29 protein-coding genes are annotated in these 20,419 nt (G+C 69.7%); 21 read left to right on the top strand and 8 right to left on the bottom strand.

The features are described from left to right. Positions 1–231 precede the first annotated feature (231 nt). Both ACZ6R6_RS41075 and ygfZ read left to right on the top strand, forming a co-directional pair. The gene (locus ACZ6R6_RS41075; protein ID WP_451929899.1) at positions 232–645 is read left to right on the top strand and encodes a Fur family transcriptional regulator; all 414 of its coding nucleotides are present in this window, start codon (positions 232–234) and stop codon (positions 643–645) included. Positions 646–665: 20 nt separating this feature from the next. Continuing rightward, positions 666–1,652: a CAF17-like 4Fe-4S cluster assembly/insertion protein YgfZ gene (ygfZ, locus tag ACZ6R6_RS41070; RefSeq protein ID WP_470102348.1), complete on the top strand. Its 987-nt coding sequence runs from the start codon at positions 666–668 to the stop codon at positions 1,650–1,652. A 112-nt stretch (positions 1,653–1,764) separates the two neighbouring features. On the opposite strand, the gene dtd is transcribed toward ygfZ, so the two are convergent. Further along, positions 1,765–2,190, bottom strand: coding sequence for a D-aminoacyl-tRNA deacylase (dtd, locus tag ACZ6R6_RS41065; RefSeq protein ID WP_306859941.1), 426 nt, complete (start codon positions 2,188–2,190; stop codon positions 1,765–1,767). 58 nt (positions 2,191–2,248) lie between these two features. Here dtd and ACZ6R6_RS41060 point away from each other — a divergent pair, with 58 nt between their 5' ends. Continuing rightward, complete coding sequence (locus tag ACZ6R6_RS41060) at positions 2,249–3,190, top strand: asparaginase (RefSeq protein WP_470102347.1); 942 nt, start codon at positions 2,249–2,251, stop codon at positions 3,188–3,190. 37 nt (positions 3,191–3,227) lie between these two features. Here ACZ6R6_RS41060 and ACZ6R6_RS41055 read toward each other — a convergent pair whose 3' ends face one another. Then, the gene (locus ACZ6R6_RS41055) at positions 3,228–3,839 is read right to left on the bottom strand and encodes an ankyrin repeat domain-containing protein (protein ID WP_470102346.1); all 612 of its coding nucleotides are present in this window, start codon (positions 3,837–3,839) and stop codon (positions 3,228–3,230) included. 99 nt (positions 3,840–3,938) lie between these two features. Next, a complete protein-coding gene (locus ACZ6R6_RS41050) occupies positions 3,939–4,484 on the bottom strand; it encodes a GlcG/HbpS family heme-binding protein (protein ID WP_470102345.1) in 546 nt (181 codons plus the stop codon). 199 nt (positions 4,485–4,683) lie between these two features. Here ACZ6R6_RS41050 and ACZ6R6_RS41045 point away from each other — a divergent pair, with 199 nt between their 5' ends. Then, positions 4,684–5,955 (top strand): sensor histidine kinase, encoded by a 1,272-nt coding sequence (locus ACZ6R6_RS41045; protein ID WP_470102344.1) that lies wholly within the window; start codon positions 4,684–4,686, stop codon positions 5,953–5,955. Further along, entirely contained in the window at positions 5,952–6,575 is a 624-nt protein-coding gene (locus ACZ6R6_RS41040) for a response regulator (protein ID WP_470102343.1), read from the top strand. The genes ACZ6R6_RS41045 and ACZ6R6_RS41040 overlap by 4 nt, the downstream gene beginning before the upstream one ends. 70 nt (positions 6,576–6,645) lie before the next feature. On the opposite strand, the gene ACZ6R6_RS41035 is transcribed toward ACZ6R6_RS41040, so the two are convergent. Then, positions 6,646–8,277 (bottom strand): DUF2207 domain-containing protein, encoded by a 1,632-nt coding sequence (locus tag ACZ6R6_RS41035; RefSeq protein WP_470102342.1) that lies wholly within the window; start codon positions 8,275–8,277, stop codon positions 6,646–6,648. Between the two features lie 170 nt (positions 8,278–8,447). On the opposite strand from ACZ6R6_RS41035, the gene ACZ6R6_RS41030 reads away from it, so the two are divergent. Beyond that, complete coding sequence (locus ACZ6R6_RS41030) at positions 8,448–9,473, top strand: neutral zinc metallopeptidase (RefSeq protein ID WP_470102341.1); 1,026 nt, start codon at positions 8,448–8,450, stop codon at positions 9,471–9,473. 672 nt (positions 9,474–10,145) lie between these two features. Beyond that, positions 10,146–10,586, top strand: a complete 441-nt coding sequence (locus ACZ6R6_RS41025; protein ID WP_470102340.1) for a transposase — start codon at positions 10,146–10,148, stop codon at positions 10,584–10,586. Between the two features lie 56 nt (positions 10,587–10,642). Here ACZ6R6_RS41025 and ACZ6R6_RS41020 read toward each other — a convergent pair whose 3' ends face one another. After that, positions 10,643–10,993, bottom strand: coding sequence for an alanyl-tRNA editing protein (locus ACZ6R6_RS41020; protein ID WP_470102339.1), 351 nt, complete (start codon positions 10,991–10,993; stop codon positions 10,643–10,645). Between ACZ6R6_RS41020 and ACZ6R6_RS41015 the strand changes: the two genes are divergently transcribed. After that, entirely contained in the window at positions 10,992–12,431 is a 1,440-nt protein-coding gene (locus ACZ6R6_RS41015) for a recombinase family protein (RefSeq protein WP_470102350.1), read from the top strand. The two genes, ACZ6R6_RS41020 and ACZ6R6_RS41015, sit on opposite strands and share 2 nt — an antisense overlap. Before the next feature lie 4 nt (positions 12,432–12,435). Here ACZ6R6_RS41015 and ACZ6R6_RS41010 read toward each other — a convergent pair whose 3' ends face one another. From ACZ6R6_RS41010 to ACZ6R6_RS41000, 3 genes are all read right to left on the bottom strand, one after another. Beyond that, positions 12,436–13,212: a hypothetical protein gene (locus ACZ6R6_RS41010; RefSeq protein ID WP_470102338.1), complete on the bottom strand. Its 777-nt coding sequence runs from the start codon at positions 13,210–13,212 to the stop codon at positions 12,436–12,438. Continuing rightward, the gene (locus ACZ6R6_RS41005) at positions 13,209–13,610 is read right to left on the bottom strand and encodes a hypothetical protein (RefSeq protein WP_470102337.1); all 402 of its coding nucleotides are present in this window, start codon (positions 13,608–13,610) and stop codon (positions 13,209–13,211) included. Before ACZ6R6_RS41005 ends, ACZ6R6_RS41010 begins: the two co-directional genes overlap by 4 nt. A 165-nt stretch (positions 13,611–13,775) precedes the next feature. Continuing rightward, positions 13,776–14,264: a hypothetical protein gene (locus ACZ6R6_RS41000; RefSeq protein WP_470102336.1), complete on the bottom strand. Its 489-nt coding sequence runs from the start codon at positions 14,262–14,264 to the stop codon at positions 13,776–13,778. Between the two features lie 161 nt (positions 14,265–14,425). On the opposite strand from ACZ6R6_RS41000, the gene ACZ6R6_RS40995 reads away from it, so the two are divergent. The 13 genes from ACZ6R6_RS40995 (at position 14,426) to ACZ6R6_RS40935 (ending at position 20,412) form a co-directional block, all read left to right on the top strand. Then, complete coding sequence (locus tag ACZ6R6_RS40995; protein WP_470102335.1) at positions 14,426–14,674, top strand: helix-turn-helix domain-containing protein; 249 nt, start codon at positions 14,426–14,428, stop codon at positions 14,672–14,674. A 291-nt stretch (positions 14,675–14,965) separates the two neighbouring features. After that, positions 14,966–15,745, top strand: a complete 780-nt coding sequence (locus ACZ6R6_RS40990) for a phage antirepressor (protein WP_470102334.1) — start codon at positions 14,966–14,968, stop codon at positions 15,743–15,745. 175 nt (positions 15,746–15,920) lie between these two features. Next, positions 15,921–16,070, top strand: coding sequence for a hypothetical protein (locus ACZ6R6_RS40985; protein WP_470102333.1), 150 nt, complete (start codon positions 15,921–15,923; stop codon positions 16,068–16,070). After that, entirely contained in the window at positions 16,067–16,459 is a 393-nt protein-coding gene (locus ACZ6R6_RS40980) for a hypothetical protein (protein WP_470102332.1), read from the top strand. Before ACZ6R6_RS40985 ends, ACZ6R6_RS40980 begins: the two co-directional genes overlap by 4 nt. Continuing rightward, on the top strand, positions 16,456–16,701 hold the full coding sequence (locus tag ACZ6R6_RS40975; protein ID WP_470102331.1) for a hypothetical protein: 246 nt from the start codon (positions 16,456–16,458) through the stop codon (positions 16,699–16,701). The genes ACZ6R6_RS40980 and ACZ6R6_RS40975 overlap by 4 nt, the downstream gene beginning before the upstream one ends. Continuing rightward, entirely contained in the window at positions 16,698–17,318 is a 621-nt protein-coding gene (locus tag ACZ6R6_RS40970) for a hypothetical protein (RefSeq protein ID WP_470102330.1), read from the top strand. The genes ACZ6R6_RS40975 and ACZ6R6_RS40970 overlap by 4 nt, the downstream gene beginning before the upstream one ends. Continuing rightward, positions 17,311–17,529 (top strand): DUF7167 family protein, encoded by a 219-nt coding sequence (locus ACZ6R6_RS40965; RefSeq protein ID WP_470102329.1) that lies wholly within the window; start codon positions 17,311–17,313, stop codon positions 17,527–17,529. Before ACZ6R6_RS40970 ends, ACZ6R6_RS40965 begins: the two co-directional genes overlap by 8 nt. After that, positions 17,529–17,867, top strand: coding sequence for a hypothetical protein (locus ACZ6R6_RS40960; protein WP_470102328.1), 339 nt, complete (start codon positions 17,529–17,531; stop codon positions 17,865–17,867). The genes ACZ6R6_RS40965 and ACZ6R6_RS40960 overlap by 1 nt, the downstream gene beginning before the upstream one ends. Continuing rightward, on the top strand, positions 17,864–18,784 hold the full coding sequence (locus ACZ6R6_RS40955) for an ATP-binding protein (RefSeq protein WP_470102327.1): 921 nt from the start codon (positions 17,864–17,866) through the stop codon (positions 18,782–18,784). Before ACZ6R6_RS40960 ends, ACZ6R6_RS40955 begins: the two co-directional genes overlap by 4 nt. Further along, the gene (locus tag ACZ6R6_RS40950; RefSeq protein ID WP_470102326.1) at positions 18,781–19,284 is read left to right on the top strand and encodes a hypothetical protein; all 504 of its coding nucleotides are present in this window, start codon (positions 18,781–18,783) and stop codon (positions 19,282–19,284) included. Before ACZ6R6_RS40955 ends, ACZ6R6_RS40950 begins: the two co-directional genes overlap by 4 nt. Continuing rightward, complete coding sequence (locus ACZ6R6_RS40945; protein WP_470102325.1) at positions 19,281–19,781, top strand: hypothetical protein; 501 nt, start codon at positions 19,281–19,283, stop codon at positions 19,779–19,781. Before ACZ6R6_RS40950 ends, ACZ6R6_RS40945 begins: the two co-directional genes overlap by 4 nt. Next, entirely contained in the window at positions 19,778–20,194 is a 417-nt protein-coding gene (locus ACZ6R6_RS40940) for an ASCH domain-containing protein (protein WP_470102324.1), read from the top strand. Before ACZ6R6_RS40945 ends, ACZ6R6_RS40940 begins: the two co-directional genes overlap by 4 nt. Continuing rightward, positions 20,191–20,412: a hypothetical protein gene (locus ACZ6R6_RS40935; protein WP_470102323.1), complete on the top strand. Its 222-nt coding sequence runs from the start codon at positions 20,191–20,193 to the stop codon at positions 20,410–20,412. Before ACZ6R6_RS40940 ends, ACZ6R6_RS40935 begins: the two co-directional genes overlap by 4 nt. Positions 20,413–20,419 lie beyond the last annotated feature (7 nt).

The raw sequence follows: 20,419 nt of genomic DNA, 5'->3' as shown, positions 1-20,419 counted from the left end.
AGAAGCCAGAACCAACCAGAACCCTCATCAGCGGACAGCCACCTCGCTAGCCCAACTATGATCAACCATTGTTCGGACCACCTCCTTTCGGCGTGATCCGTACGTTATGCGACAGATTCCGGTCCGGCAAATGAATATTCGCGGTGCGGGATCCCACAGGTGGGAGCGCTTCTCCGAGGTTCGCTCACAATTGGGAGCCCTCTCGTGCCGGGATGCTTTTAGACTCTGGGCATGACCGAGACGTCGTGGCACGAGCAACTGCGGGCGCGCGGTTACCGGGTCACCCCGCAGCGCCAGCTGGTGCTCGAGGCGGTCAAGGCCGCCGAGCACGCCACTCCCGAGGAGATCTGCGCCCGGGTGCGGGAGACCGCCCGCGGGGTGAACATCTCGACTGTCTACCGGACCCTCGAACTGCTCGAGGAGCTCGGCATGGTCACCCACACCCATCTGGGACACGGTGCCCCCACCTACCACCTGGCCGCCGACTCCGACCACGTGCACCTGGTCTGCCACGAATGCGGGGAGATCGACGAGGTCCGTCCCGAGCTGGTCCAGGACTTCCTCGGCAAGCTCGACCAGGAGTTCGGGTTCGCCGTCGACGTGCACCACCTGACGGTCTTCGGCCGCTGCCGTAAGTGCCGCTGAGGGCTCGTAGGCTTGGGTCCATGCGTAGCCCTCTGCTGGACATCCCCGGCGCGGTCGCGGCCGAGACCCCTGACGCCGACGTCGCCGGACACTACGGTGACCCGTTCGCCGAGCAGCGTGCGTTCCTCGCCGGTGAGGCGATGGTCGACCGGAGCAACCGCGAGGTCGTCCGGGTCTCCGGGCCCGACCGGCTGAGCTGGCTCAACAGCCTGAGCTCGCAGAAACTCGACGACCTCAGACCCGGTGTGCCCACCCAGACGCTGTTGCTGGACGCCCAGGGCAGGGTGGAGCACCACCTCACGCTCGTCGACGACGGCGAGGCCGTGTGGGCGCACGTGGAGCCGGGCACGTCGGCCGGGCTCGTCGAGTTCCTCGACAAGATGCGGTTCATGCTCCGGGTCGAGGTCGCCGACGTGACGGCCGGCTACGCGGTGGTCTCGGTGACCGGCGCCGAGCGGCTGACCCCGCCCGCCGGGGCCGTCCTCGTCGGGGACGACGTGCTGCTCCCGCGCGACCTGCTCGCCGACCGGCTCGGCGGCCTGAAGCCCGCCGGGCTCTGGGCCTACGAGGCGCTGCGGATCGAGGGCCACCGCCCCCGGCTGGGCTTCGAGACCGACCACAAGACGATCCCGCACGAGGTGGGCTGGATCGGCACGGCCCTCCACCTGAGCAAGGGCTGCTACAAGGGGCAGGAGACCGTGGCCCGGGTGCACAACCTCGGCCACCCCCCGCGCCGCCTGGTCTTCCTCCACCTGGACGGCAGCGTGGACACGCTGCCCAAGCACGGCGCCCCGGTGGTCCACGACGGCGTGGAGGTCGGCTCGGTCGGCAGCTCCGCCCGGCACCACGAGCTCGGCCCGATCGCGCTGGCGGTGGTCAAGCGGACCGTCCCGGTGGACGCCACGCTGCAGGCCGCGGGGGTGGCGGCGACCCAGGAGGTCATCGTGCCGCCGGACGCCGGGCGCAACGTCACCATCGACCCGGCTCTGCGCCGGCGCATCCGCTGACGCCAGGCCGGCCGCGCCGCCGCACCGCACACGGTACGGCGGCGCGGCAGACGTCAGCGCGGCGAGGACGTAGCCGCGCCCGGCCGCCGCGCCGGACTCTCCGATGACCGGATCAGATCTCCAGGATCAGCGTGATGGGGCCGTCGTTGGTCAGGCCGACCTTCATGTCGGCGCCGAACACCCCGGTCTCCACGTGGGCCCCCAGCGCGCGTAGCTCGGCGCAGACGGCCTCCACCAGCGGCTCGGCGACCGGTCCGGGCGCCGCGGCCTGCCAGGTGGGGCGGCGCCCCTTGCGCGCGTCGCCGTAAAGGGTGAACTGGCTGACCACGAGCAGCGGCGCGCCGATGTCGGAGCAGGACTTCTCGCCGGACAGGATCCGCAGGCCCCAGAGCTTGGCGGCGAGCCTGGCCGCCTCCGCCGGGGTGTCGGTGTGGGTCACCCCGACCAGCACCAGCAGGCCGGGCTCGTCGATCGCCCCGACCGTCGTCCCGTCCACCGTCACCGAAGCGGAACTCACCCGCTGAACAACCGCACGCATGCCCCCCATCATCTCGTGATCCTCGACCTCCCTAGAATCCTCGCGAAAGGAGACAAAGGTGTCTGCTGAGTCGTTGGTTGTCGAGGTCGTCCGTTCGGGGTTCGTGGAATCCACACATCGGGCCCGGATGCTTGCCGTCGGTGCCGACGGCTCCCCGGTGCGGGTGCACGGCGCGGTGGACGCCCTGGTCTCCCCCCGTTCGTCGATGAAGCCGCTGCAGGGGCTGGGCATGCTGCGCGCCGGGCTCGCCCTGGAGGGGGAGCTGCTCGCGCTGTCGTGCGCCAGCCACGCGGGGGAGCCGTTCCACGTGGCGGGGGCCCGGCGGATCCTTTCCGGCGCGGGGCTGGATGAGGGCGCGCTGCGCTGCCCGGAGGACCTGCCCGAGGACGTCGCCTCCCGGGACGAGGTGCTGCGCTCGGGCGGCGGCCGGGCCAGGATCTACATGAACTGCTCGGGCAAGCACTCGGCGATGCTCGCCACCTGCGTGGTCAACGACTGGCCGCTGGAGACCTACCTCGACCCGGCGCACCCGCTGCAGAAGGCCATCCGCCACACGGTCGAGGAGCTGACCGGCGAGCGCGTCGCGGCCACCGGGGTGGACGGCTGCGGCGCCCCGCTGTTCTTCGTGTCGATGGTGGGGGTGACCCGGGCGTTCCGCGCTTTCGTCCAGGCCGCGCCCGGCACCCCCGAGCGCCGCATCGCCGACGCCTTCCGCGACCACCCCGAGTGGACGTCCGGCACGACCCGGCCGGAGGCCCGGCTGATGCGCGCGGTCCCCGGGCTGATGGTCAAGGCGGGCGCCGAGGCGTTCGACGCCTTCGCCTTCGCCGACGGTCGCGCCGGGACCGTCAAGATCGAGGACGGTGGCCAGCGGGCCCGGGTCCCGGTCACGGTCGCGGCGCTGCGCGCCCTCGGCCTGGAGGGCGCCGGTCTCGACGAGCTGGCCGCCGGTGTCCTGTTCGGCGGCGGCCGTCCGGTCGGCGAGATCCGCCTGCGCTAGGCCGGCCTCACCCTGCTCCGCCTGCGCCAGGCCGGCCTCACCCCGCCCCGGGCGCCTGGCGCGCCCCGGCGGCGCGGAGCAGGGCGGCGACCTCGCGCTGGCCCTTGGCGACGGCGTGCGCGAGCGGGGTGACGCCGTCGCGGTCGGCGAGGTCGACGTCGGCGCCGGCCGCGACGAGCAGGCCGACGATCTCCTGGTAGGGGGCGCCGCCGTCGCCGAGGATGACCGCCTCCAGCAGGCCGGTCCAGCCGAGGTCGTTGACGTGGTCGACCTTGATGCCCGTCTTGAGGACCTCACGGACGTAGTCGACGTGCCCGCGCTCGCAGGCCGGGATGAGGGAGACGCCTCCGTAGCGGTTGCGCACGGTCAGGTCGGGCCCGGCCGGCAGGAGGGCCCTGAGCATCGCCACGCTGCCGGTCACGCCGGTGACCAGCCAGGGGGTGTCGTGCTTGAGGTCCGCCGCGTCCGGGTCGGCGCCGGCCGCGACCAGCGCCTCGGCCACCTCGACGTGGTCGGCCGCCGAGGCGAGCAGCAGGGCCGTACGGCGCTGCCCGTCGCGGGCCTCGACGTCCGCCCCGGACCGGAGCGCGTCCCGGACCTCGGCGGCGTCCCCGCGCGCGGCGCCGGCCAGCAATCGTGCGTTGAGCATGCCTGATCCTCTCATCTCGCGGCCGCCGCACGCCGCCGCCAGCAGGGCCGGCCCGGCGGCCAGGAGCGCCCGGCGCCGGCCGTTCACCACTCGGCCCGTTCAGCCGAGCTGCCCGGCGACCGCCTTGAGACCGGCCTGGGCGATGGCCTCGTCGATGTCGCCGCCGGGCGCGCCGCCGACCCCGATGCCCGCGATGGGGGCGCCGCCGGAGGTGACCGGGACGCCGCCGCCGAGGAAGAGGGTGCCCGGGATGTCGGCGATGGTCGGGCCGTCACCGGAGGCGCCCTTGGCCAGCTCGCTGGTCGTCTTGCCGAAGGAGACCGCGGTGAAGGCCTTGCGCCTGGCCGACTCCTCGGTCTGCGGGCCCGCGCCGTCCCCCTTCAGCACCAGCCGGGTGGCGCCGGACCGGTCGACGATCACGACGGTGACGCGCTGCCCCTGCTTGGCGGCCTCCTTCCGCACGGCGTCGGCGATCTTCAGGGCGGCGTCGGCGGACAGCACGCCGGTCTGCACGACGGCCTGCGGGCCGCTCGTGGCCCGCGTGGGGGCGGTCTGGGCGGCGGCGACGCCGGTGGCGCCGGTCAGGATGGCGAGTCCCGCGAGGGAGCCGGCGATCGCACGGGTGCGGGCGGACAGGGCCGTCATGTGTTTCTCCAGTTCGGTGCGGTGGATCGGGCACACCCAAGGCTGCCCCCGGCGCCGCCGTACGCCATCGGGAGCACGGTCGACCCCCGGACGCCGGGTGGTCGAGACCGGGGTCAACCGATCGGTTGATGCGCCGCCCCCGCGGTGGCGGCATCCTCGGCGGGGGATAGCGTCGGAGACGGATCGGACGGGGGCGGTGATGAGGGAGCGCGTCTGGCTCAGCCGGGCCATGCACCTGGGGTTCTACCTGCTGCTCGCGGCCTCCGCCTGGCGGCTGGTGTCCCGGCACGGCATGGACGCGCGGACCGTCGCCTCGCTGGCCGTCTGCGGCCTGCTCGCCCTGGTGTACGCCGCCGGCGTCGTCTTCTGGGGCGACCCCGGCCGGGGCCGCCTGGTCTGGCTGGGGACGGTGGTCGCGGTCTGGCTGGCGCTGGTGGTCCTCGCGCCGTCGTTCAGCTGGTGCGCGGTCCCGCTGCTCTTCCTGTGCCTGCGGTCGCTGCCGCCACGCGGTTTCCTGCTGGCCACCGCGGTGCTCACGCTCGTCGTGATCGCGGCCCAGCTGAAGATCGCCCAGGAGGTCGACCTCAGCCTGATCCTCGCGCCGATCGGCGTCGCCACCATGATCGCGGTGATCTTCTGGGAGCTCCAGCGCGAGAGCGCCGCCCGGCAGCGGCTCATCGACGACCTGATCAGCACCCAGGGGACGCTGGCGGACTCGGAGCACCGCACCGGCGTCCTGGAGGAGCGCGAGCGGCTGGCCAGGGAGATCCACGACACCCTCGCCCAGGGCCTGACCAGCATGGGGCTCCTGCTCCAGGCCGCCGACCGGATGTGGGCCGCCGACCCGGACCTGGCCCGCGCCCATGTACGGCGGGCCGCCCTGGCCGCGGCGGAGAACCTGGACGAGGCCCGGCGGTTCGTCCGGGACCTGCAGCCGCCCGGCCTGGAGGGCGTCTCGCTGCCCGAGGCGCTGGCCCGGCTGTGCGAGCGGGCCGGACACGACACGGGGCTGGAGGTGCGCTTCCGGCACGAGGGCGAGCGGCGCCCGCTGGAGCCGGAGGTCCAGGCGGCGCTGCTGCGGGTGGCGCAGGGGGCGCTGGCCAACGTCCGGGACCACTCGCGGGCGGGGAAGGCCATGGTGACGCTGTCCTATCTGGATGACGAGGTCACGCTGGACGTGTTCGACGACGGCGCCGGATTCGCCGAGCCCGCCCCGGCCCCCGGGCGGGGATACGGGCTGCGGGCGATGCGTGACCGGCTCGCGGAGGTGAACGGCTCCCTGGCCGTCGAGAGCACCCCGGGGGAGGGGACGGCCGTCGCGGCCACGGTCCCCGCCGGGCGCTCCCCCGCGGCACCGCGGCCCGCCGGGGGCACACCGGCGGGGGACGGGGACGCCGCGGCACCGCGTCCCGCCGCGGCGCCGCGGGCGGGGGACGGGGACGTCGCGGCGGACGGGACGGGAGGGCGATGAGGCTGTTCCTGGTGGACGACCATCCGGTGGTCCGGGCCGGGCTGGTGGCACTGCTCGGCGGCGAGCACGACATGGAGGTCGTCGGCGAGGCGGTGGACGGGGAGGAGGCGGTGCGGGGCATCGCCTCGTGCGAGCCGGACGTCGTGCTCATGGACCTGCAGCTCGGTGAGGGCGTCGACGGGGTGGAGGTCACCCGGCGGGTCCGGGCGCTGCCCTCGCCGCCGCAGGTCCTGGTGCTGACGACCTACGAGACCGACGCGGACATCGTGCGGGCCATCGACGCCGGAGCCACCGGCTACCTGCTCAAGGCGTGCCCGCCGGAGGAGCTGTTCCAGGGCATCCGGGCCGCGGCCCGGGGCGAGACCGTGCTGTCGCCGAGGGTGGCGACCCGGATGATGCGGCGGATACGCGATCCCGGTCCCGCGCTGAGCACGCGCGAGGTCGAGATCCTGGAGCTGCTCGCCAGCGGCGCGGGCAACCGCGAGATCGCCCGGCGGCTCTTCATCACCGAGGCGACGGTCAAGACCCACCTGGTGCACATCTACGGCAAGCTGGGCGTGGACACGCGCACCGCCGCCGTCACCGCCGCCGTCGAGCGGCGCCTCATCCGGCTCACCTGACCGGGACGGGCGGGTACGGCCGGGGCGCCCCCTCAGCCGGTCAGGGGTGAGGGGGCCGGGCTCGGAGGGCTCAGAGGGAGCGGAACTGGCGGGTGGAGGAGATCGCGCCCGAGGTCGTCATGGTGAACGTCCGCATCGAGTCGGCGAACTTCGACAGGTCCCATTCGGCCGGACCGTGATACCAGTACAGGTTGTCGGCCTGCTGGCCGTTGCCGGTGACCGAGGTGACCACGCGGGCCCAGCGCTCGACGCTGTCGAAGATCACGGCATAGGGCAGGTAGCGGGAGAACAGCTCCACCCGCTGGGCCGGGGGGATGTCGCCGCCGATGTCGCCGGAGGCGAGATACTCCCGGAAGCCCAGGGTGTGGGCGAGGGCCCCCGCGCCCTTGGAGGTCTTGGCCGGCATGTACTGTCCGCCGACGGCCATGGCGGCGCCGGCGATGATCAGGGCCAGGCCGAGCAGGCCGTAGGTGGTGAACCAGGCCAGCGCGACGGTGGCGAGGACCCCCGCCACGGTGAACAGCACGCCGAAGGTCGTCCAGCGGGTGCGGACGGTGTCGGGGCGGCGGGCGAACCAGCCCTGCGTGACCACGTCGCGGTAGAGCGCGTCGCGGACCTTGCCGAGGTTGGCCGCGAACGAGCCCTGGAGGTGGGAGAGCAGGATCGCGTCACGCCCGTCGAAGATGGCGTCGTAGAGCGCCCGCTCGTAGGTCAGCAGCGAGTTGGTCGGGGCGCCGGCCACCCGGACCAGCATCCAGTCGGGAGAGTCGTAGGCCTGCCGGGGCTGCTCGTCGATCCGGATGAAGCCCCGGACGGCCAGGTCCACGATCGTGGCGGTCACGTCGATCACGTCGGCCTGCTCGTCCATGAGCGTGCCGATCTGGCCGGGGCGCACGCCGTCCGGCGGGGCGAAGTGGCCGTTCTCGACGGCGTTGAGCGAGCCGGACTCGTGGCCGACCACGCGGGCGTCGCGGCCCCGCATCCAGTAGAGCAGGCCGAGGCCGCCGAGCATCAGGACCAGCAGGCCGGCCAGCGCGCCGCCGGTGACGGTGTTCAGGGTGAAGGCGTTGGACAGCTCGAAGCGGCGCTCCAGGACCGGGGCGCCCTTGGTGGCGCCCGTCGGGTAGCCGACGACCACGGTGAGCACCTCGCCCGGCCCCAGCTCCTGCTGCTCGAACTCCGCGGTGGTCCCGGTGTGGTCGGGTGAGGCGGTGGTGCAGCCGATCGCCGAGCTCAGCACGCCCGCGAAGCAGGACAGGTTCTGGAGCTGGGCCGGGCCCTTCACCGTGACCTTGGCCAGGGCGACCGGGACCGACCAGGCGCCCACGGCGTACCACCGCAGCTCCTGGGCGTCGGCCAGGGGGGTCACCGCGCCCTTGACGTCGTACTCCAGCGTGGCGGAGCCCGAGCCCTTCAGGGTGATCGAGTCGCCGGTCAGCGTGCCGTCGCCCTTGAAGTTGGTGATCTGGTAGAGGCGGTCGTTGCCGTCGTCGTAGCGCGTGCGGTCGACCAGCTTCCGCGTCGGCGGGCTGCCCTCGAAGGCGATGGTCTCCTTGACGTGGAGCACACCGTCCTGCCGCAGTTCGAGCGTGACCGTGTCGTCGGTCACCTTGCCCGCCAGAGTGGACGCCGTGCCCGCAGTGCCGGCCGCGAGGGCCGGGGAGGCGCTCAGGGCCAGTGCGAGGGTGGCAACTACGGCCACGCTCCCGGCCGCTCGATGCAATGCAGATCCCGCCATGGCTCGGGAGCCTACCGAGAACCGCCGACCAGTGAATGCCGCCCCCCATTCCTATTTTTCGGTCAATAGACAGACATGTGTTGATATCCGCTAGATTGCCGCCCGGAGATCCATCTCTTGGAGAAGGCGGTCGCATGCCCCGACGCGGATCGAGCCCTCTGGCCTTTGGTGTCTTCGGCGTGCTCGCCATGACGTTCACCGCGGTCGTGGTGATCGCCGCCCTGAACGGCAGTGACGAGGCAGAGGTTCCGGCTGGGCCTGGGACCGGCCCCATCGCGACCAAAAACGCCGAACTCTCGCCGGCCAAGGGCGTGGAGACCACGCCGCCGAGCTTCGGGCCACCGCCCAAGCTGAATCTCGGCTCCCTGGGCGACGCCGAGATCGCGCTGGCGGCCCGGAAGACCCTGGGCGTGGACCTGCGCTACATGCGGCGCTCCGACACCACCGCACGGCTCAAGCGCAACCCGCTGTACGGCACCGGCACGATGCGTCCCACCGCCTGCCGCGCCCCCAGGCCCTCGACCCGGCCGGGCGACATGCTCGGCTACCTCAACGCCGTCACCGGCTGTCTGGACCGCGCCTGGTCCGGAAAGTTCTCCCAGGCCGGAGCAGTCTTCCTGGCGCCTCGCCGGGTCTACTGGAGCCGTCCGGGCCGCGGCCCCTGCGGCACCTACCCCAACCCGGGCGCCGCCGCCTACTACTGTCCCAGCAACCGGGGCATGTACATCGGCCTGTCCCACCTCGTCCAGCAGACCGGCCGGATCAACCCGGCCGCCAACCACGTCCCCTACCTGTCGGTGCTCGCCCACGAGTACGGTCACCACGTGCAGTCGATGGCGGGGATCGGCGGCGCCTGGTGGTGGGAGGTCTCCAACAGGTCCAAGGCCGCCCAGGACGCCCACTCCCGCCGCAGCGAGCTCCAGGCGCAGTGCCTGGCCGGTGTCTTCGTCCGCACCGTCCGCACCCCGCTCGGCGTCACCGCCGCCCGGTGGAACGACGTGCTGCGGATGGAGTACAGCCGCGGCGACGACCAGAACGGCCTGGGCCTGCGTGACCACGGCAACGGCGACCACTACGCCGGCTGGCTCCACCAGGGCTGGAAGTATGCCCGGGTCGGTTACTGCAACACCTGGGTGGTCCCCGCCTCGCAGGTCAGCTGAGCCCGACCGCGCACGGGCCGGACACAGGCGGGCGGCCGCCCACCGGGCGGGCGCTGCCCCGGCCCCGGGCCGGCCGGGAGGGCGCCAACCGGATGGCGCCCTCCCGGCGTCGCCCGGCCCGCCGCGACGGCGGACCTGGCGCTCCGGAGGCGGGGGCGGGGGAAGGGCCGGTGGCCGTGCCCGTCTCCGGAGGGCGCCCGTGGGGGTGTGATGGACGGACCGCCCCACTTGCCCGAGCGGTGAGAACCACTGCACGAGGTTGGGATAGGGCGGCCCGTAACGCCAGATAATGCCCAAGTTTGAGCTCTCCAGGCAAGGTCTGACCTGCAAAAACGTAAAACGCACCCTATGGCGGGGAATGGGTGGGGCAGATGTGACGTCGAGAGGCCGGAGTGGTCGCCCGCAGGGACGCGGCACACCCTCGGACCGCGTCCGCCGGCTCCGGAGAGGGAGCGCCGGTCCCGGGGGGTTCTGGAGGCGGGGTGCCGGTCCCCGCGGCGGTTCCGGAGGTGCGTCCGCCCGATCCCGGGACGGATCTGAAAGCCCGCCCGCCTCCTTCGGGGCGTCCCGGACAGGGGTGCCCGCTCTCCGGGCGGTCCCGAGGGCGAGGATGGCGTCCGCCCGGCCCTGTCACGTGGCTCTTCGGGCGCCGATGGTGTAGATCATGGGGTCGTGGATGACCGCCTGAAACGTCATGATCTGACCGAAGACGAGTGGATACGGCTGCTGCCGTTGCTGCCCGCCCATCCCCGGCGGGGGCACCGATGGGCCGACCACCGCGCGGTGATCAACGGCGTGTTCTTCCGGACCCGCACCGCCTGCCCGTGGCGGGGCCTGCCGGAGGTCTACGGCAGGTGGAAGACCGTCTACAACCGGCACCGCCGCTGGTCCCAGGACGGCACCTGGGAGACGATCCTGGACGCGCTACGGGCCGGTGACACGGTACGGGCCGGTGAGACGCTACGGGCCTGTCATGACGGGGCCGGAGGCCGGGAACGGCCCTGCGGCCCCGGCTCCGCGGCCGGTGGGACCCGGCACCGTGCCCCCGGTGCCCGTCATGCCCCGCCGGAGGACATCCGGCCCGGGAAGATCTTCGAGCTCCCCGGCTGGTGACCGCCGGCCCCGGGGAGCCGGGACGCTCGCCCCGTCCCGGCGCGAGCTCCGGGGACTCAGTCCGCCACCTCGACGCGGAGGCGGCGGAAGCCCTTGCCCTTGCTCTCGATCTTGGCCACCCGCATGCGGCCGATCTGCTTGGTGGAGGCGACGTGGGTGCCGCCGTCGGCCTGGCAGTCCAGGCCGACGATGTCGATGATCCGGACCTCCTCGACCGTCTCGGGCACCAGGTTCGTGGCCGTCCTGATGATGTCGGGGATCGCGAAGGCCTCGGCGCGGGGGAGCACCCGGACGTCGATCCGGCGGTCGGCGGCGATCTCGGCGTTGCAGGCCTCCTCCACGGCCTCCTTGAAACCGGGGGGCACCTCGGGCAGGTTGAAGTCCATCCGGGCGCTCAGCTCGTTCATGTTTCATAAATTGCATACACTACTGATCGTGGTAAACCGAGGTGCAACGACTGCTGCCGTGTATTGCCGCCTGTCCTTGGCCGCCATGGGCGACACGACCAAGGTTGACGACCAAGAGAAGATCTGCCGTGATGTCGCAGCTCGCAGGGGCTGGGTGACCAGAGATGAGCTTGTCTTTAAGGACAACTCGCGGTCCGCCTGGCAAAAGAACCGCAAGCGTCCGGGGTGGGACGCAATGCTCGAAGCGATCGAGCGGGGCGATGTCCAGGCAATCGTGGTCTACCACGGCGACCGACTGATCCGCCAGCCGTGGGACCTTGAGGTCCTCATCAACATCGCGCGATCCAAGGGCATTCACCTCACGAGCCCAACCGGTAGTCGCGACCTCGACAATCCCGACGACCAGTTCATCCTCCGCATCGAAGCTGCACAGGCGTGCCGGGAGTCCGACAACATCTCCCGCCGCACTAAGAACGGCCACCGCCGACGCCGAGAGCAGGGCTACGTCCGCTCCGGTGGTCGAGGCGGCCGGCCGTACGGGTTCCGTACTGACGGAGTCACCCATGTGCCCGAAGAGATCGCTGTCCTTCAAGAGATCGCAGAGCGGATCGTGGCCCGTGAATCCGCCGGGTCGATCTGCCGGGACCTTAACCGGCGAGGTCTGCGCACGGTGACTGGCGGCGAATGGGCGCATAGCACTGTGAAGAAGATGCTGATGAGACCGCGTCTGGTTGGTCTCATGCCAGATGGGCTGAGTAAGGCAGCATGGGAGCCAGCGCTGGATCGTGAGTTGTGGGAGTCGGTGCAACTGATCCTCGGCGGTAAGGCCGCGGAGTTCGACTACGCCACCAACGCGCGCCGTTACCTTCTCTCTGGCATCGCTGTGTGCGGCACAGAGGGGTGTGGTCAGCCGTTGGTGATCAGGCACAACACGCGCGAGGAATCTCTCCGCGGCTACGGCTGCATCAATCCTGATTGTCCGAAGAAGGTTCATCGATCCGTCGCACACCTGGATCTCTACGTTGAAGCATGGGTGATCGGGTTGCTTCAGGGTGATGGCCTCGTGGCGGACTCGCGCCGGCCGGAAAACTCCGGATACGTCGCGGAGATCGCAGCGTTGGAAGCGCGCCGGGCAGAAACAGAGCAGTCACTGGCGGACTTGGTCAACCACCCCACAGTTCGGCCAGATGTGCTGATCCGTGCGATCGAGGGCTTCGACCGAAAGATTGCTGAGCTCCGGGATCGTATGGCGATATCAAGCCGCGGCCAGCTCTTGGCCCGCTACCAGGGCATCACCCTCCCGGAGTGGAGGGCGCTGCCTCTGGAAACGCGCCGCACACTGGTTGCGGCCTGTTATCGCGTCATCGTGCTGCCGTCGAAGAAGCGGGGTCCAGGGTTCGACGAGAGCTGCGTGCAACTCGTCCCCGTAGAGGAGTAGGGAGCTAGCCGGCCACGCATACAGTCAGCAGCGGATCCAGGTCGATGCCGACTAAACAACGTTCGGCAGCCACCACCTGCGGCGCTGCTTCCTGCGTGGACATTGGCTTCGCCGTCTGCGTGAAGTTCGACGCGCTAGGTGAAGCCTTGGGGGAAGGGCGTGCATTAGGGGCTGCCGAGATGCTCGGCATGGGGGATGTGTCCTCCTGTGGACGCTCCTTGGGTTTGGTGGGGGTAGGCGATGGATCGTGGCTCGCCTTAACGGCTGGGGTTGGTGCGGGGCGAGTTGGCTTTATCTTGGGGGCCGTTTCCTGGTGCACGGGTTCCTGGCGTGTGGGGCGCAGAGGTTTGACGGTTGGAGGCGGGAGAGCGGTGGCGCGCGTCGGGGTGGCCGGCGCGGTGACCGTACGAGTTACGGCCGGACGCGGTGACAGGGTGACGATCTGAATGGCCGCAGGAGGGCGGGCCAAGCGGCGCTCACTGCCATCCAAGATGAGGGCCGCGCTGGTGGCGATTGCCGCCGAGGTGGCTGCTGTACCCGCTATGGCTGTGGCGATAGGGCGATCTCGCATCATCCGAGTGATCCACTCGATCACCCCGCCGACGAACACAAGGATGACCACCTGGGGGCGAAGCTTCTTGAGTGCCGCCAGTGCGATTGTGCGTCGTTTATCGACATTGATGACGATGAGCGGAGCCTTGTCCGGCATGCTCTCGATGCTGACTGCAGCGATTTCCGACTCAAGAGGTTTGCGCCGGTACGGCTGGACGTTGCCGCTCATGCGGCATGGTCCTCGACCAGTCCTATCAGGCATTTCCAGACCGCTAGCTCGCGGTCGGGCCGTCGCTTGCCGAGCGGGTCAATTACCGCTTTGACTTTGCAGCCATGGATGTAAGTGACCACTAGCTGCTGGGCTCCAACTGGGGAACGCATCGCGCGCACCAGTTCGGCGGGTGGTGTCTCCATATCTACGGTGTCGTGTCGGTCGACATCCTGAAGGCGTTCCGCAAGCACGGCTTCGCGGAGTGTGGCCTGCTTGGCGAGGTCATGCTCACGGATTGTTCGACTGCGGGATGTGATGAAGCGGACTCGCTGCCGAAGTTGGCTGAGGGTCTTCTCTGCCTCGACTTCGTCGTAGTAGGGGTCATCGATGTTGCTGGAGGACGACGGCACGCCCACACCTCCCAAGGTTGTTGCGGAGAGCGCGGTGGATCCCTCGCCGTGTTGTCGGGTCTACAGGGGACGCCTGGGGTCCGTGAGAGGTCTATGTCTCTTTGTTTCTTGCAACCGTTTTGTTACTTAAAGTGCCTCACTAACGGACAATTGCCCAATATCGCCTAATAGCTAGGCACCCTTCCGTTGCTGCTCGCGTTCGTTGCTGCCTTGTTTGTGTTCCAGCAGCTCATCGATCTTCATGCTTTGGGCGTCGACCTTCGCGTTGACGTTGGCCAACTGCTGCTGCATGGCTGCCAGGTAGGCGAGCAGGGCCGCCTCGGTGGGTGTCGGGTTCTCAATTCCGAAGGGGAGGGCAACTTCTGCGGGCGCCTTCGCCTCGGCCGCAGAAGTTGCGGAGGGAGCCTTCTGTGCGACAGGAGTGGGTTCTTCGCCGTCAAGAACGCGATCGATACTGCCTGGCTCCCACTGCAGCGCGTTCTCGATGCCGCGCTTCGTGAGTGCGCTCGGCTGGTTGTGACCGCGCCTGATTGCTCTGAGCGTCTCAACGGTGATCTTGGCGTCTGTTGCAACGTTTGCCCACGTCATGTGGAGTGCCTCGCGCCGCTTGTTCATGGCGATATCGAGGCGCGCGTGGCTGGATGTCGGCTCTGGGCTCACGTCTGTCAATCATGGACTACAGACCTGTACAGGTCTAGACAGTCAGGATCCAAGTAAGGGGGGCGTGTCAAGTTCGCTAGTACAGATCTGTGGGTAGATCTGCACAAGTTACCCCGAGTAACACCTAGATCTGCTGTACAGATCTGTACTAATCTGCATGCATGCAAGTCACCAAGGCCGACGGAAAGAAAATCCGAGCACAGCGCGAAGCGGCCGATCTTACGGTCGACGAGCTGGTCGATGCCCTCGCTGAGCGCGAAAAGATCAAGCGCCACCCAGACACCATCCGCAACATCGAACTCGGTTATAAGCAGCCTGGATTCAAGCTGCTCAACGCCATCGTGCGCGTCCTCGACGTCCCCCGCGAGGAACTCCTGGCCGACACAGAGCCCGAGGTGAGCGCCGGATGAGCACGCGCGACGCCAACCCCCCGAAGCCCCCCATGTGGGCGTGCGGCGGATGTAAGTCCAAAAACGAGGACTTCCGCGACGCCTGCCGAAACTGCGGAGGTGCTCGATGACCACACCCCCAGAGGAAGCCGGCGATAACAAGTCCCGCATCTTGCGCACTCCCGAAGAGATTTACGCGGCAGGGCTAGCCGCATGTCACGCCAGGGGTGACAAGCTCACCGAACGGCAGCGTGAACGGATCATCGCAATCCTCCGTCCCCACTTGGCATCGCTCAGGCAGGGGGACGCAGCATGAGCGACCTCCAGTTGTTCGACTTCCCTTCCACGGGCCAGCAGGTGCGGGCGTTCGCCATCGACGATCAGCCCTGGTTTGTCGCGGCCGACGCTTGCGCAATCCTCGCCATCGGCAACCCGCGGCAGGCCGTCGCCTACCTCGACGAGGACGAGGTACGACAGGCACCCGTCACTACTAATGACGGGTCCGGCAGGGTGCTCCCGACGAACCTCATCAACGAGGCGGGGCTGTACTCGCTGATTCTCCGTAGCCGCAAGCCGGAGGCGAAGGCGTTCAAGCGGTGGATCACGCACGAGGTACTGCCGGCCATCCGTCGCACGGGCTCCTACTCGGTGCAGCCGCAGTTCGAGGTCCCGCAGTCCTTCGCTGACGCCTTGGAGTTGGCCGCTCGGCAAGCCCGTGCGATCGACAAGGCGAATCAGCGGATCGGCGAGCTGGAGCCCAGCGCGCAGGCGTGGAACGTTCTGGCCTCCGCGCACGGCGACTACTCGGTGCGCGAGGCGGCGTTCATCCTCAACCGGGACCCAGCGATCTCGACCGGCCAGAACCGGCTGTTCGACACGCTGCGGGATCTGCGCCTCGTCGACTCCCGCGATATCCCCTACGCCACTCACGAGCGGCATGTGACTCTGCGGTCCCGCCACTTCGAGCACCCGCGGACGGGGGAGCGGAAGCTCACCCAACAGGTGCGGATCACCGCTGACGGGCTGCGCTACCTGCACAAGAAGCTCGGCGGCTCCGCGCCGTTCGAGTCACTGATCGGAGACGCGGCGTGACTCCCGCCCAGGACTACGCCGTCCTCGGGTTCCACACCCGCTGTGAGGAGCTCCGCCAGCTCGACGTCGGCGACGACGCCCCCACTACCTCCTGACCAGCAAAAAGCCCCCGCCGGATGCCGCCGACGAGGGCCAGACCACCGCTCAACTCAATCAACCTGAGGAGCAAGAAGTCATGACCACAGTAACCCAGGTCAGCATCGCTGACGATGCCGCCGCCTGGCAGAACGTCAAAGCCCAGTTCCCGGGGACGGCCCGCGATGAGCTCGACCGGATCGAGCTTGGGGAGCGCGTGGCTGACGCGCTGAACGGCGGTGCCCGATGACCGCCGTCGCCCTGGCCGGCCCGCTGGAGACCTCCGACGCGCTGATCCGCGCTCAGAGTCAGGCCGATGCCCGTACTCGGCAGGGCGCCGCTGCCGCCGTCCTCGCGGTCATCGTGACGATGAACCTGCCCGCCGCTGACTGGAACGTGTCGGTGATCTGGCCTGGCACTTTGGAGGGTCAGATCGGGTCGCACCTCGGAAACGATGAGGAGCGGCTGGCCGACATCATCCGCTGGGCGGAGGCGCTGCACGCGCCGCTGTCTTGGCGGGCGTTCGGTGACGGCGACACCGGGGCTGTGCATGTCAGGGGCGAGTTCCTGAACACCCCCGTGAGGATCTTCGCCGGCATGTCGGCTCGCCCTGAGCAGGTGCCGGCGGTGACCGCATGAGCGCCGCCTTCTTGGAGACCTACTGGAAGGTCGTCCACACCGGCCTCGACGGCGACGGAGACGAAGTCCACGGGGAGGTGCCGTGTGACGGCCGGGTCCTCGCTGAGATGGCGTTGGCGCAGGTCCTCGACTGGCAGGAGCTCAACGACCTGCCGTTGGACGCGCGCATTCTGACCCGCCGCGGCTACGGCCCGTGGGTCTCCCTCTCCACTCCCGCTGAGCAGATCGGAGCGAACGCGTGAAGGCCAAGGACATCACGCCCGGAGTCGTCTACGGCTACCGCGCCAGCAAGTACGACGAGGTCAGGCCCGTTGTGTTCCTCGCACCGGTGGACGCTGACCACGTCTACAGCGAGGCGAGCCACCATCGGGCCAAGGACGTCCCGCAATTCGCCATGGAACGCACCGGCACTAAGCCGAAGCGCGGCACCCGCTACAGCGAAAGGACATGCGGTTACCCGGCCGTCACTTCCTATGGGCAGGTCGATGTCGAGGCTTTGGCATCCGTCACCCTCGCCGACTTCGAGACCGCCACCAGCACCTACCACGGTGAGCAGGGCATCGAGTTCCAGCTGATCACCACCCTTGGGCACGTCATCGGCCCGTGGGAGGAGGCAGTCGCCGCCGACCAGGCCGAGCGCGCCGCACGGGACGCTGAGCAGGACCGCGAGGAGCGGGAACGGGAAGCTGCTCAGTCGCGAGCCGAGGCCGGTATCGCTGCTCTTGCCGCCCTGGGCGTGACGGCCGAGGCTGACCACGGCTGGCGTCCGTCCGCGCTGACGATCCGCCTCGGCGAGGTCGACAAGCTCCTCGCGCTGCTTGGCCAGTCCTCTCCCTCTCAGGGAGGCGACCGTGGCTGACACCGTCAAGATCAAGTGCTCCATGTCGGTGAACTACGCCATCAACACCGACTACGACGAGGTCATCGACACCGGGATCCCCCGCTCCGAATGGGACGCGATGTCTCCCGACGAGCGCCGCAAGGTCTGCGAGGAGATCTACGAGGAGTTCGTCTGGCAGCAGATCGACGGCTACTGGGACGTCATCGAAGACGGCGGTGAGCAGTCGTGATGGCTCCTGTCTGCTGGCTGACGGTCAGCGCCGCCGCAACCCGCCTCCGCTGCACGGTCAAGCAGGTGCAGGACCTGGTCAACGCCCGCGATCTACACGACCGGTGGATGCACGACCACCAGGTGATCTCTGAGGAGTCGGTGACCACCTACCTCGCCCAGCACCGGCCCGTCCCCGCGGCGGCGTTTCTGGAGCCCTCCTTCGTGGATCCCGAGGACGCCATGTCGGCCCACCTCGCCCAGCGCGCCGGCGACCCGGAGGGGCCGATCCCCGTACGCGGAGGACCCGCCCTCGACCCGCAGACCGAGCACGAATACATCAGGGAGCGCGAGAAGTGACGTTCATCTTCACCCCGGCGACGAAGGAAGAGGCCAAGGCCCGCGTCGCGCTGACCGGCCCCTCCGGCGCAGGCAAGACCTACACCGCGCTGACCATCGCGACGGTGCTCGCCGAGAGTGTCGCGGTCATCGACACCGAGCGCGGGTCGGCCAGCAAGTACGCCGACGAGTTCACCTTCTCCCGCCTGAACCTTCAGTCGTTCGAGCCGCACACCCTGTGTCAGGCACTCGCCGCCGCTGCTCACGGCGGGTTCGGCGCGGTCGTCATCGACTCCCTCACGCACTTCTGGTCGGGAACCGGCGGCATGCTGGAGCAGGTCGACTCCGCGGCCAAGCGCGGCTACGGCGGTAACTCCTTCGGCGGGTGGAAGGAAGCCCGCCCGATGGAGCGTCAGATGATCGACGCTCTGGTGTCCTACCCGGGCCACGTCGTCGTCACGATGCGGTCCAAGACCGACTACGTCATCGAGGAGGACCAGCGAGGCCGGAAGGTGCCGCGCAAGGTCGGCTTGAAGCCTGAGCAGCGCGAAGGCATCGAGTACGAGTTCGACATCGTCGGCGACTTGGACCACGAGAACACGCTGGTCATCACCAAGTCGCGGGCGCGGAACCTCGCCAACCGGGTCATCCCCAAGCCGGGCCGGGAGTTCGCGGAGGAGATCGGCGCCTGGCTGGGCGACGGTAAGCCGGCCGTGGACGCCAACCACTACCGGGATCGGGCGCTGGACAAGCACGCCACCCGGCAGGATCTCGGCGCGCTCGGCGCGGAGGTACGGGCCAAGGGCCTGTTCAACGCGATGGTCGTGGACGACCACGACGACGCCGTGGCCCTCGGCGAGCTCATCACCCGGCGCTGGCACGAAGCTCCGAAAGAGCCGCAGGCCGACGCCGAGAAGGGTGAGGGGGCCGCGGCATGAGCGACTTGTCCCCGACCGAGGCCCGCCTCACCTTCGCCCTGCTGAAGATTCGCAAAGCCCAGATCGACCGGGCCATCAACCGGGTGACGCCGTTCATCGACCAGCAGCCCGGCGACAGGAACGCCGCCAAGCTCGGCGCTGCCCGTCTCGGCAAAGTGGCTATGACCGAGCCGGAGGTGAAGCCGCTCGTCACCGACCGGGCCGCGTTCACCGCCTGGGTGGAGAAAGCCGCCGAGACCGAGGTCGAGCACGTGCCGACCGTTCGCCCCTCCTACGAGGCGAAGCTCCTGGAGGAGATCGCCAAGCGTGGCGCGGCCGTCACCCTGCATGGGGAGGAGATCCCCGGCGTGACGTTCGGGTACGGCTCGACCCCGCAACAGCGCTTCTACGCCGACGACAACGCCGAGGATCTGCTCGGCGTGGTCGAGGCGAAGGACCTGCCGGACATCGAGGGCATCGACCTGGCCGCGCTGCTCGGCGTGCAGGGCGGCAACCAATGAAGCGCGGCGGCCCGATCCGGCGGAAGACCCGGCTGGTGGCGAAGACGCCCACGCCGCGCGGCAAGGGGCTCAAGCCTGGCGCCGCGGCCCCGGTCCGCAAGGTCCCAGCGAAGAAGCCATCCCGCAACACTGGCCCGGCCCCCACGGTGCGGCACGCGGTCCGGGACCGCGACCTGGACACGTGCGTCGTGTGCGGTGTCGTCGTCACCGGCCGGCCCGCGTCGATCCATCACCGCCGCAACCGCGGCATGGGCGGATCATCGGACCCGCGCATCAACGATGTCACGAACCTGCTGGTCGTATGCGGTGACGGCACGAGTGGCTGTCACGGCATGCTGACCGACCGGCCGTGGGAGCTGGACGCCGAGAAGCACGGCTGGATCATCGGCCGCAACTCGATCGCTGACCCGGCTCTGGTGCCTGTCCTGGTGGCGTGGCTGGGCTGGTGCCTGCCGACCCCGGACGGCCGCTGGGAGCGGACGGAGGCGCCGTCGTGAAGGCGCTGACCGTCCGCCAGCCGTGGGCCTGGGCCATCGGCTATGCAGGCAAGGACATCGAGAACCGGACGTGGGACACGACGCACCGGGGCCTGCTCGCCATCCATGCGGGCGCACGGTGGGACGGCGATGACGCGGCGGCCCGAGTTTTTGAGCTGGCCGGCGCTTACGTGCTGAAGACCACCGTGTCGGCGATCGTCGCAGTGGTCGAGCTCGTCAATGTCTGTGCCGTGGACGGCTTCACAGACTCCTGCCAGTGCGGGAAGTGGGCCATCGGCTTCCAGCGCCACTGGAAGCTCGCCAACCCTCGCCCGCTGGTCGAGCCCGTGCCATGCAAGGGGCGGCTCGGCCTGTGGAACCTGCCTGAGGACGTTGAGGTCGCCGTGCTGCGGCAGATCGAGGTGGCGTCATGACGGCCCCGGTCGTCGCGTGGGAGCTGTGCTCCTGGTGCAACGTCATGGTCCCCACCCCGCACGCCTGCCCCTCCTCCGGCCCTACGTGCCCCACGGAGGCCGGTGAGCACTGCGGGATGTGCGAGACCGACCTCCGCCTGCAGCAGGCGGACCTCGCCGCTCAGGCCGCCACCGAGGACGCCCTTCACGGGTCGCCCTCGGACCTCGATCACCCCTGAAGCACGA

It is taken from the genome of Streptosporangium sp. NPDC048886, assembly GCF_055586905.1.
Note: the sequence above shows the minus strand (reverse complement) of the source record. Positions and strands in the feature narration are given on the sequence as shown.